Annotated in this window: 13 protein-coding genes; 5 read left to right on the top strand and 8 right to left on the bottom strand. The window is 33.1% G+C overall.

What is annotated here, in order from left to right; all coding sequences use genetic code 11:
- Nucleotides 1–47: 47 nt before the first annotated feature.
- Complete coding sequence (locus tag QE109_RS08850; RefSeq protein ID WP_281094096.1) at nucleotides 48–878, bottom strand: AAA family ATPase; 831 nt, start codon at nucleotides 876–878, stop codon at nucleotides 48–50.
- 120 nt (nucleotides 879–998) lie between these two features.
- Here QE109_RS08850 and QE109_RS08845 point away from each other — a divergent pair, with 120 nt between their 5' ends.
- On the top strand, nucleotides 999–1,775 hold the full coding sequence (locus QE109_RS08845; RefSeq protein ID WP_281094095.1) for a nitroreductase family protein: 777 nt from the start codon (nucleotides 999–1,001) through the stop codon (nucleotides 1,773–1,775).
- Between the two features lie 16 nt (nucleotides 1,776–1,791).
- Here the strand turns inward: QE109_RS08845 and QE109_RS08840 are convergent, their stop codons facing one another.
- The gene (locus QE109_RS08840) at nucleotides 1,792–2,523 is read right to left on the bottom strand and encodes a phosphatase (protein ID WP_281094094.1); all 732 of its coding nucleotides are present in this window, start codon (nucleotides 2,521–2,523) and stop codon (nucleotides 1,792–1,794) included.
- A 187-nt stretch (nucleotides 2,524–2,710) separates the two neighbouring features.
- On the opposite strand from QE109_RS08840, the gene QE109_RS08835 reads away from it, so the two are divergent.
- Nucleotides 2,711–3,097: a hypothetical protein gene (locus tag QE109_RS08835; RefSeq protein WP_281094093.1), complete on the top strand. Its 387-nt coding sequence runs from the start codon at nucleotides 2,711–2,713 to the stop codon at nucleotides 3,095–3,097.
- The gene (locus QE109_RS08830) at nucleotides 3,097–3,642 is read left to right on the top strand and encodes a DUF2087 domain-containing protein (protein WP_281094092.1); all 546 of its coding nucleotides are present in this window, start codon (nucleotides 3,097–3,099) and stop codon (nucleotides 3,640–3,642) included. The genes QE109_RS08835 and QE109_RS08830 overlap by 1 nt, the downstream gene beginning before the upstream one ends.
- A 66-nt stretch (nucleotides 3,643–3,708) precedes the next feature.
- On the opposite strand, the gene QE109_RS08825 is transcribed toward QE109_RS08830, so the two are convergent.
- From QE109_RS08825 to QE109_RS08800, 6 genes are all read right to left on the bottom strand, one after another.
- Entirely contained in the window at nucleotides 3,709–5,025 is a 1,317-nt protein-coding gene (locus QE109_RS08825; RefSeq protein ID WP_281094091.1) for a TldD/PmbA family protein, read from the bottom strand.
- On the bottom strand, nucleotides 5,025–6,377 hold the full coding sequence (locus QE109_RS08820) for a TldD/PmbA family protein (protein ID WP_281094090.1): 1,353 nt from the start codon (nucleotides 6,375–6,377) through the stop codon (nucleotides 5,025–5,027). Before QE109_RS08820 ends, QE109_RS08825 begins: the two co-directional genes overlap by 1 nt.
- Nucleotides 6,378–6,477: 100 nt before the next feature.
- Nucleotides 6,478–7,647, bottom strand: coding sequence for a PP2C family protein-serine/threonine phosphatase (locus QE109_RS08815; RefSeq protein WP_281094089.1), 1,170 nt, complete (start codon nucleotides 7,645–7,647; stop codon nucleotides 6,478–6,480).
- A gap of 16 nt (nucleotides 7,648–7,663) precedes the next feature.
- Nucleotides 7,664–7,969 carry an STAS domain-containing protein gene (locus QE109_RS08810; protein ID WP_281094088.1) on the bottom strand — a complete coding sequence of 102 codons (306 nt, stop codon included), beginning with the start codon at nucleotides 7,967–7,969 and terminating at the stop codon, nucleotides 7,664–7,666.
- Nucleotides 7,951–8,385 carry an ATP-binding protein gene (locus tag QE109_RS08805; RefSeq protein ID WP_281094087.1) on the bottom strand — a complete coding sequence of 145 codons (435 nt, stop codon included), beginning with the start codon at nucleotides 8,383–8,385 and terminating at the stop codon, nucleotides 7,951–7,953. The genes QE109_RS08810 and QE109_RS08805 overlap by 19 nt, the downstream gene beginning before the upstream one ends.
- 16 nt (nucleotides 8,386–8,401) lie before the next feature.
- Nucleotides 8,402–10,201 (bottom strand): SLC13 family permease, encoded by a 1,800-nt coding sequence (locus QE109_RS08800; RefSeq protein ID WP_281094086.1) that lies wholly within the window; start codon nucleotides 10,199–10,201, stop codon nucleotides 8,402–8,404.
- Nucleotides 10,202–10,386: 185 nt separating this feature from the next.
- On the opposite strand from QE109_RS08800, the gene QE109_RS08795 reads away from it, so the two are divergent.
- Both QE109_RS08795 and QE109_RS08790 read left to right on the top strand, forming a co-directional pair.
- Nucleotides 10,387–10,956, top strand: coding sequence for a LemA family protein (locus QE109_RS08795; RefSeq protein WP_281094085.1), 570 nt, complete (start codon nucleotides 10,387–10,389; stop codon nucleotides 10,954–10,956).
- A gap of 29 nt (nucleotides 10,957–10,985) precedes the next feature.
- Entirely contained in the window at nucleotides 10,986–11,780 is a 795-nt protein-coding gene (locus tag QE109_RS08790; RefSeq protein WP_281094084.1) for a TPM domain-containing protein, read from the top strand.
- Nucleotides 11,781–11,817: the final 37 nt, after the last annotated feature.

Genomic DNA, 11,817 nt, shown 5'->3' with positions numbered 1-11,817 from the left:
TTCACTTTAATTTTTGCAAAAAAAAAAGAGCATGTGCTCTTTAATGATTATTCTTTATCATATTCAAATAAAAATTGACGTCTACGAACAAACATATTAAGAAACTGAATATTTTCTAATGCATCATATGTTGTTTTCGAAATCTTACCATCATATATTTCAAACAAACTAGCCTCAGGTATAGCTGTTATTACAGGAGAATGTGTAGCTATAATAAATTGACAGCCTCTCTTTACTGCATCTCTAATAAGTACTGCCAAAAGATATTGATTTTCATAACTTAAAGCACTTTCTGGCTCATCTAAAATATAGAGTCCATTATCAATGATTCTCGACTTGAAAAATGAGATAAATCCTTCACCATGAGATTTTGTGGCGAGTGATTCACCATACATTGATTTGATGTCATATAAAGTATGTTCATGTGGTTGCCTCGCTAACATACCAGCATATGTGTCCCCATACCTTTCGTCTATTTCCTCTAAGGCTACTTGAGACTCTTCTTTTGTCTTTTCCAGCCAATCAATATATTTTATAAAATCCTCACCTGAAAAGAAGAAATTTTTTTTTGCACGTTTCCTCGTCTTCAATTTTAAAAAGGTAAACTGCCCTAATGCATCATAATTTGAATTATTTTGACCTGATGAATTTGTAATTCGATATGCGCCTAATTGCTCAGCTATTCCTTTTAACAGCGTGCTTTTTCCACACCCATTATCACCACATAGTATTGTGATTGATGATTCTAACTCAAAGCTTGATAAATTATGAATCACTTTTGTGTTAAATGGATACTTTGCATTTATATATTTCTTTTCACTTAATGGGTTATAAAGTGTATTTTCAACACCATATACATAGAGTTGATATTGATCCATATTATCGCCCCCTTTTTATATAGATTTTACTACTCTTTAAATAGATTTTATAAAATGTAATTGTATACTTTACCCAACCCAAATAATATGTTATTCTCTTTTTTAGAAGAGAGGTATAATATGAAAAATTATATGTTAACAGATCTTGAAGCAATTCAGACAAGAATATCCAGACGTAACTATATATCAAAGAAGATTGAAAAAGATTTGGTTGATCACTTTATCAATCGAATTATTGATTTTAACCACGATTCCGGTTTGACAATATCTTTTATAGAAAATGCATCAAAAGCATTTGATGGTCTTAGTAAAAGTTACGGTATGTTTAAAGGTGTTCGTTCACTAATTGTGCTAAAAGGACCTAGCTCAGATATTCACTTGAAAGAAAAATGTGGTTATTTCGGTGAACTACTTGTACTTGAAGCCACTAAACTTGGACTAGGTACATGCTGGGTAGCAGGGACCTTTGATAAAAAAGACCCTCTATTTAATTGCCAAGATGGTGAACAGCTGGTATGTGTTATTCCTATTGGTTATAATGAAGTCAAAAACTCTTTTGGTGAAAAAGTAATACGTAAACTTTCTCATAGAAGATCCAAAGATCTTGAAGAATTCTATTCAGTACTTGAACCAGAAACAAAGATTCCTACATGGTTTATCGAAGGTATAAAAGCCGTTATGCTTGCACCTTCTGCTATGAATTCTCAACCTGTTTACTTTGAAGTATCAGGAGATAAAATAGCAGCTTGCACAGCTGATCGAAAAGGAACCGACCTAGTAGACCTTGGAATTGCAAAACTGCATTTTGAACTTGCAGCAAGAGGTTCTTTTCCTCTAGGGAATGGTGCAAATTTCCACAAAGATCATAATGAAAATAATTTCTCAAATGCACTCTAATAAAAATCGACGATAATTATCGTCGATTTTTTTCAAATTCTGAATTATACTCAATGAATTGAGTTAGCGCTTGCATGTTAACAATTAATTCTTTAGGGAAATTAATCTCCTCTAACAGTGACATCGCATAATTGGTCGCTCCAATATAATCATGGAAATGAGCATCGCTATTGATAATTATTTTGACACCCTGTTTCATACAATATGCCAACATTTCTTTATAATTCTCATAAGCATTTTCTCTAAACGCATTTGGTGATAATGAGCTGTTATTAACTTCAAGTAATACGCCGTGTTTTTGAGCCGCTTTCACTAATTTTTCGTAATCTAAAGGATATCGACCATCATCTGGATGCCCAATTATTTTTACTATCTTATGCTGCATGGCATTGATCAGTGCATTAGTATTATCACTTTTACTTCCCCCTTCATAACAAGGTGGATGTAAACTAGCAATTGCATAATCTAGAAAGCTCAAAGTTCTTTCATCTAAATCTATGTTTCCTTCAACATCTAAAATATTGAGTTCAACACCTTTTAGTATACGTATACCTTCTATATATTGTGGAAGCACTCTCAAGTTACTAAAATAGTACTCATGAGTACTTCCTGGCATAGCTGGTGCGTGATCGGATATTCCAAGGACTTCGATACCATTAGTTTTAGCAACGCGTATATTATCCATAAGTGTACTATATGCATGACCACTTGCAACGGTATGGGTATGCATATCAATTTTATTAAACATTCTGTCATCCTTTCAATTTGTCAAATTATCTATATTGTATCAACATATAATAACCATTATAACATACATTAAATTCAACTTCATTTATTGACATTTTTTTTCATTCTTGTATAATTTGATTAGATAAACATCAAAATGTATATTCGATATGTAATTTGATAAAAAACAAAACTATTTGGAGGTCACAATGACACTATCTACTTTTATACAAAATTACAAACAAACTTTGACTGATGAAATCTCAAATTTAAATGCACAGTCTGAACAACTCAAAATAGAAAACAGAGATGACGAATACAATTTTAATCGCGTTGAAAATAATATTGTTGAGATTTTTGATCAAATGTTTGAGATCAGTCTCAAGAAAATTAAAGATGAATCAAACTGGAAAACTGAGCTCACTACTTCTTACTTATCTTTTTTCAATAAAATTCCCACTGCATGGCATACCAATCTAGAAAAATGTAAAGTACATGGATTAGAAGATGAAATATTTATCGAAACATTAAAAATTAATAAAGCTGAAACTATAAAAACCATGTTTTTGACCATGATTGAGGAGGAAAAAATATAATGGAAGATGCTATAAAACTTTTTAAAGCGTTATCAGATGCTTCTCGTGTGCGAATCATAAATAGTTTAATAGATGCGCCTAAATATGTCGAATTGTTAGCAGAGCGTTTAGAACTTACACCTTCAACCGTTTCTTTCCATTTAAAAAAATTAGAAGATGTCGGTTTGGTTACAAAACATAAAGATCAATATTACATCATCTATGAGATTTGCAATGAAACTTTAAATCAAACATTAGAAAATCTTGTTAAGTCTACTAACTCTCATGTTGCTATTGAAGATGCACGTGAACAAGAATATAGACAGAAAGTCATTGATACTTTTTTTAAATTTGAAAAATTAAAATCTATACCTGTTCAAAGAAAAAAAAGAATGATTATACTTGAAAAAATGGTTGAAGCCTTTAAATTTGATGAAATTTATACTGAAAAAGAAGTAAATATAATCATTGCTGACTTTCACGACGATTTTGCAACTTTAAGAAGAGAGTTAATCAATGAAAAACTGATGAAACGAGACAATGGCATCTATCAACGAATCAAATAAAACAAAGCCTATTACACTTTAAAGTAATAGGCTTTGACTATGTTAATATCTATTATTTTAATGCTTTTACTTACCTACAATACTAGCAGAACTAAACTTTACCATAGGAGAATATCCCATATGATAAAAGATCCCTCTCATTGGTTCTAGTTCTGTTCCAATAGATTCAACATTCTTAAAAAGGTCATATATATTACCCGCAATCATTGCACCTTTAACTTTACCTGTAAGTTCGCCATTTTCTATTAAATATGCAGATGATATGTTTAAAGAAAATTCACCTTGATTGATATTTCCTGTATGTGCGCCCATTACACCTGTTATAAATAAACCGCGCTCGATTCCCTTAATAAGAGTCTCATCAGAAATACAGTTACCTTCAACAATTAGGTTCGTTTCAAAAACAGATGGTGCATTTTCTATCTCTTTTGAAAAAAGTGCTCGTTTTATTGCATTTCCTGTTGCAGGTATGCCAAGTTTTCTTGCATGTGATTGACTTGCAAGATAGTTTTTCAAAACACCAGTCTTGTAAAGTACTGTGTTTTGAGAAGGTGTCCCTTCATCATCAAAAGCAAAAGTATTGACGCCAAAAGGCAAAGTACCATCATCTCTAATCGTAATTCGGTCTGAAAAAATTTGCTGACCTAGTTTGCCCGTAACTGGAGATATCTCTTTAACAACATTTCCTGCATTTACACCACCAAGTACTCTTAACATCATTGCACCCATTACGTGACCTGAAAACACCACTGGCAATTTCTCATTTGATAGTGAAACTGGTTTTTCATCAAGCTGATGCAATTTAATAAGTTTTTCTAAGTCATCAACTGAAAACGTATGAATTTCGGTTCCTGTAAATTCCTTACTTACATTATGAAAGCCCTGTGCATTGAGCGTGTAAACACCTTGATCTAACTGAGTATGAGTATAGTTTCCATCAAACCCAGAACTATTAATCAAATAGACCTCTTTTATATTTTTAGAAATATCCAGACCAAACTTTATGTTTTGATCCATATTTACAATTCTTTCAGAAAGTGAAATTAAATTTTCTACCATTTGATCGGTTGTTAAATTTTTTACGGCATCTGATTCGGACTGTACAGGATTAAAACTCGTGTTTTCAAAAGCACATGCTTCCGATCCTTGATGTGCAAGTGAAATGAGCGCACGTTCAATAATGGTTTCATCATCTACTGAAGTGGCAATTGCGGCTCCCATCTTTCCATTTTTTACAATTCTAAGGGAAACTTCGGTTTTCTTTTCACCCTCAATTCCTTGTAACTCACCCATTAACATAGAAACAGAAGTACTACTCACTTTTCTCATATAGACTTCAGCACTGTCACAAACTTTAAGAGCGTTTTCTAACAACTTTCTCATCACTTGCCTCCTATTCCCATATTTTTTATCTTTATTGGTGCAGAACCTTTTCCTGATTTGATAAGGATCTGGCCACCTTTACCACATCCACCTGATCTAGAAAAATCAATTTCATTACCAATCATTTCAATATTTTTAAGTGTAGAGAACAAGTGACCTGTCAATGCTAAGTCTCTAACCATTCCTGTGATTTTTCCATGTTTAATTCTATATGCGCCCTGAACAGCAAAAGTAAATGTATCACCACTGGTTTGACCTCCAGCAGAACCAAATAAATATAATCCATCATCAATGGATGCAATCATTTCATCTAAAGTATGTCTGTCTTTGTCTATATAAATATTACCCATTCTTACAATTGGTGTAAAACCAAAATTCTTAGCACGAGCATGGCCTGTAGGGTTTTCATGCATAAAAGCAGCACTTTCTAACGAATGAAGTCTTCCACTTAACTTACCATCTTTTATCAAGTAAGTTTTCTTAGCTTTAGTCCCCTCATGGTCATAAGTATAGCTTCCAGGATATCCAGGTAAAGTTGGATCATCAATTACATTAAATTCTTTGACAGCAAATGTCTCGCCAATAGTCATTGTATTAGCAAGCACCTCATTACCTATAAGATTGTCGGCTTCGCTTAGATGGCCAAATGCCTCATGTATAAATAGTCCACTTACTTCACTATCTAGAACTACATCATAATTTCCACCGATCACTGGTTCAGCGTCAAGTAGATCAATAGTTTGTTTTACTTTAGCAAGCACTTCATCTTCTTTATTAAGTAATAGATCAAAGCTATCACCACCACCAAGAGATAATCTTGTGATCTGTGTTAAATCATCTCTCTTAGAAGTGATTCTAAAATTAAGACCTACAATAAGTTCCTCCTGACGAACCTCTGTACCTTTGTTGTTTAAAATTATAGTATCAGTAAACTGTTCATAGTATTCAGTTTCTAAGTTCACAATAAGTGAATCTGACATAAAAAGTGCTATATATTTTGCTACTAGTGCCTTTTTGTCTTCAATTGAAATTGTTCTCGGATCTAAAACTGGATTGACTTTAACTTCGTCTACATTAACTTCTATTGTTTCAATTTTTTTCTTTCCTTTAATTAAATTACTTGCAAAGGTAGCTTCTTTAAAAGCATCATGAATATCTTCCAAATCTGTAAAACAAAAAGTACCATAACCGCCACCCGTTAGTACGCGTACATTACCACCTGTCTTTTTAATAACAGCTACAGTATCTATCTCGTTTTTTGTACCCTTGATGGATGTTACATTGAAATCTTGGTATCTAAGGTCGCAAAACCCTTCTTCTGGGAGTGTCGCCTTTAGCGATTGAATATCCATATAAGCCCTCCAATTGTATCATAATATTTCGTGCCCCTTAATATCTAGTTTACAATCTTTTTTTGACTATGACAAGACTTAGAGCCTAAAAAAAAGGGCATTAGCCCTTTACTTTTAATAACATCATAGCAACATCATCTGTAAAATCTGTATGGTTAGACTTGTGTATCATATGAAACGCATAGAAAAGTTCATCTAGAAAATCTTTTGGATTGATAGTAATAACTTTGGACAACTGACGGCTTAATAAAAATACATTTTCCCATCCAGTAAAATCTTTTCCTTCACATGCACAAAATAGTCCATCAGTATATAGAAAAATCAAATCTCCTTTATCTAGCTGATAGCTATCAGTATTGAATTTTACATGATTAAGCATACCAACTAAGAAACCATTTTGTCTAATTTCTTCAAAAGTATTAGATTTAGAGCGATAGATCATAGGATAAGGATGTCCAGCGTTTGAATATTGTAAACTACCATTTTCAAGTATGCCAACAAAAGCTGTAAAAACAAAATAATTATCTTTACCAGCAAAATCAAAAATCTCAAATATGGATTGGTTCATCTCTTCTAAAATTTCATTTGGTAATATATTTTTTTTCTCTATGATCCTTCTATAAAGTACTTTCACCATTGAAGATGCCATACCAGCAGCTATACCGTGCCCCGTTACATCAGCAATCATAAAATGAATTTTTCCATCTTGTTCAACACAGTCGAAAAAGTCGCCTCCAATACCAAGAGAAGGATGGTACTTGATAAAAAGTTCAACTTGATTAAACCCTTTTTCCTTTGGCAACATAATATTGGCAAATGTGTTTGCATTTTTTAATTCTTCACTAATTTGTTGATTAAGTGCAACAATCGTCTTTTGTTGCTCATAAAGTAACAATGCATTTCTAGCTTTAAGCGGTAAAATAATTTGCATATCATTAGGTGAAAGTGGTTTCGTGAAATAATCAACAGCACCTTCCTTTAATGTTTGTTCAATTGAATGGATTTCAGTAATGGCGCTATTTACAATCACAGGAATATCATGAAATTCAGGGTGTTTTTTTAACCATCTTAATGTTTCATATCCGTCCATGACAGGCATCACTAAATCGAGTATGATGAGATCCACTTGTGAAAATTGAACGATATCTAAGACATCCTCCCCATTAACTGCTTCAGTAAATTTTGCGTTTGGTAAACTTTTTGTCAGTATGTCTCTTATCAAAGTTCTGTTCATTGTTGCATCATCAGCGATAAGTATATGATAAGACATGAGGGCCTCCTGTCACTTAGTCACAAATATCAAAAAATTGATCTAATTTCATCAATTTAAACAAACTCAATATATCTTCACTGGCACCAGAAACACTAAATTTTTTATCAAAATCCTCGGCCTTTTTATATAAGCCTATTACAAAAGTAACGCCTACAGAATCAATGTTTTTTGTACTTGCTAAATCCAGTACAATTTCACTAAAAGAGATATCCGAACTGAAAATCGCTTCTAATTTATCATTAAATTTTGAAACATTATTCGCAGTCAAACCATCCACTAATATAAGTCTAAGACAACTTCCTAATAATTGTTCTTCCATAATCGCTCCTCCTGACTCAAATTTAAAATGATGATCACCTGTGACGCTTTGATCTCAATATCAAATTCCATATCAATAATTGTTTGATGTCCTCTATTTCTCTCTCTTAATAACGATTTTGGATCATGTGATGCTGTCAAAATATCTTCGGGCTTTATGCCTAATCCTTGATCTTTTATTCTAAAATATAATTTTGGTACAACATATTCAATCTCACAGAGTACCTCCTTATCAATATTAAAATGATTGCCGTGTTCAACAGCATTATTAAGAATTTCTCTCAGCATAAAGTTGATATTAAATAGATATCGCTCACTCATAAATATAAACTTTTCCTTAATCGCAGCTGTAGCAAGAGGCACGACTCGATCCACAGCATCAAAAGTTGATTCCAATTCACACGTAAATATCACCATATCTCTCTCCTATTTCTCAATGTAAAACAAAGAAGATTATCATTGCTACTGCGGTTGGCATTAGAGCGTATTTCAAAAGATTGCCTGCTTCTATTCCATTTTTAAAGAAAGGTTTTAAAATGGATTGACCAATTGGGTTCGGTGAATTTGCAATAATCGTCAAACCACCACCAGTTATTGCACCTGAAACCACTGCATATTTAAGAGTGTCTGGAAAATTTGGTACCAATGTGCTAAGATACGTAATTGCAGCATTATCGTTAAATGAAGTTAAAACTATGGATGCAAAGTTGAGACCTAGAGGTGGTAAATTACCAAGTATCGGTGCAATCCACCATTCTTGTAAAGTGCCATGCACTATTAGTCCCGCTAGAAAAAAACCAACTAACAGGGCAGTTCTAAATTCGATCTTGTTTTGATAATATGATGTAATCTGATAAAAACCAAGAAAAAATAAAAAACCAGCTAAAAACAGTATCGTTTCATGCGCATTCATTATTGTCCAAAGCATAAAAAGCAAATGAGAGCCCATAATCCAAAATGGAACGCGATCATCTCTTTTATCCCAATCTGGGTCATTATACTCGTCGCGTTCTTCGTTTGATAAAAGACCAGGTATCGTACGTCTAAACTGTTTATTGGCAATACTTTCGAACTTTTCATCAATTGCTAAGTCTACTTCATATTCTTCAATCTCTTCTTTCGTAAGTTTTCTTCTTGCAATCGCTTTTAAATTGTCTTTTAAAATTACAGAAAAAGCTCTTACTTCTTTTGAGTATCCCATTCTAGCATCAACATTTTGCTCTAAGTCTTCAAACAAGATTTCTAACTCCTTCTGACTGATAAATCTATTTTGAATATACCTTTTAAATTGGAGATCTTGATGCGGTTTTTCAAGCGATTTGAATTCTTTTCTAAATAATAAAAAATATGATACTGTTCCAATTGTAATTGCAATTATTGATTTCCAACCGAAATTTAAAAACATGAAGAGTATGTTCCAATCCCATACATCAACAACCATAAGCACCGGAGGTGATGCAAAATTTGTCATAGCACCTCCAACAGATATATTGACAAAGAGAAGTGCCAAAGTAGTGTATTTAAGTGATTTAGAAGGATTAAGGACAAAGAACTTATCTGCAAGTAACATCGCACAAATCGTCATCGCTGCAGGTCCTGTGACAAATGAACTTAAAAAAGCCGACAGCAATAGTATCGATAACCACCATGCTTCTATCGAACCATTAAACACTTTTACGATTCGCCATAAAATCAATTCAAATAACTTTAAGATAGGACGGCTTGAAGCAATCACCATAATTACAATGATAAAAATTGGCTCTCGATAAGACAAACTATTGATATAACTAACGAATGTGCCCCAATCATAATAACTGGCACATGCAATTCCAAGTACAATAGCCCAAAGTCCAAATACCACCTCTACTTCTCCAAGAAAGTGATAAATAGTTGCTTTCATTGATTTTGAATCTCGACTAATCTTACCTTGAAGTTTTAGACTTTCAAACTCGTGTTCTAACTCATGTGCTTTTGAATTAAAATAATTTACTGAAAGTGAATGTGCAATCGCCAAAAAAAATATAATTGTGACAATACCATTAAAAGGTTCTTTGATTAAACGCCCTTTTAAAATCGTCATTAAATTGGTCTCATTTGCATCTTGATATGCACTTGAAGTTAGCGGGAATACTTCTGATTTAATAGGTCGATCCAATGTTGCAATAAAGATAAAAACCAAAATAATAGCACTATATGCAATGATTTTCAACAATAATCCTTTATATTTTTTCATATAAGCACTCTCCCAAAAGGTCAAATTAGAACTTATATGCGTTTATACCCACTTTCATCATAACTAAATTAATTAAATCCTCACTTTTTAACATCTTATATGTCTAATATTAATGCTTTCTTAATCTTTTACAGGTATAATGCTAATTGTAAACCAATAAAATAAAAGAATATTGAGGTGTAAATATGAAAAAAGGTTTAATTGTCATTCTAGTTGTTGTATTGCTCATTGTAGCCTTTGCAGGTACATTTATTTCAAAATACAATACGCTTGTAACGTTAGATGAAGAAGTTCAGATGGCATCTAGTCAAATTGATAACCAGTTGCAAAGAAGAAATGATTTAATTCCAAACTTAGTTGAAACAGTTAAAGGTTATGCCGATCAAGAAAAAGAGATCTTTGCAAATGTCTCAGATGCAAGAGCAAAACTTATAGGTGCTACAGGCGTTCAAGAGAAAGCAGACGCTAACAATGAACTTTCTGGTTCACTTTCTAGACTCTTAGCTATTTCTGAAAATTATCCTGATTTGAAATCTAACGAAAACTTTATTCAGTTATCTGATGAATTAGCTGGTACTGAAAATCGTATCGCAGTAGCTAGACAAGACTACAATAGCGTAGCCAATGATTTTAATAAAACAGTAAAACAATTTCCTATGAATATATTTGCTGGACTATTTGGTTTTGAAAAAGTTGCCTACTTTGAAGCTGCTGAAGGCGCTGATCAAGTACCTACTGTTGATTTTAATAACTAGTTGTTTCAACTCTTAAAAAGGAGAAACCATTGAATCAAATTATGTTTAAAATGAAAAACAGATATGTATATGTCTTATTGATTGCTACTTTACTTGTGCTCAGTACTTCTCTTAGTTTTGCTGCTTCTTATCCAGAACCAACTAAGAATTTTTATGTCGCGGATTATGCTAACATTATCTCTCAAGACACTGAGCAACTCATCATGGATACCTCTGTTCCATTGGCAAATGAAACAGGTGCACAGATTGTTGTAGTCACTGTAGATTCCCTTGAGGGGCAAGACTTAGAGTCATATGCAACTGCTCTTTTTAGAGAATGGAAAATTGGTGATGCTAAAAAAAATAATGGTTTACTTTTACTGATTGCATTTGAAGATGGTAAATCCAGAATAGAAGTTGGATATGGACTTGAAGGTGCGCTTAACGACGCAAAAACAGGTCGTATTCAAGACGATTATCTAATCGGAAATTTCAAGGCAGGCGATTATGATGAAGGCATAAAAGGCACATATCTAAAGCTTGCTGAAGAAGTATATAAAGAATATAACTTAGATGCTAGCATGCTTGAGAATCAAAATGTATACTATTATCCTTCAGATGCAGCAGACGGTGAAAGTTCTGGTATATCCATAAAAGAAATCATCATTGGTTTTTTCGTTGTTATCTTTATTATTTTGGATTTGATTTTTAATAGAGGCCGTATGACGCGTTTTATCATTTACATGGCTGCAAGAGGCTCAAGAGGCTCTCGCGGTGGTGGCGGTGGTGGATTTGGTGGCGGCGGCGGAAGTAGCGGCGGCGGCGGTTCATCTAGATCTTGGTAACTACTAATAGTGAGTGCTAAAAAAGGAACAATTATTT

Source organism: Fusibacter bizertensis (genome assembly GCF_029914245.1).
GTDB classification, from domain to species: domain Bacteria; phylum Bacillota; class Clostridia; order Peptostreptococcales; family Acidaminobacteraceae; genus Fusibacter_C; species Fusibacter_C bizertensis.
This window is presented reverse-complemented; position numbering and strand designations above follow the sequence as displayed.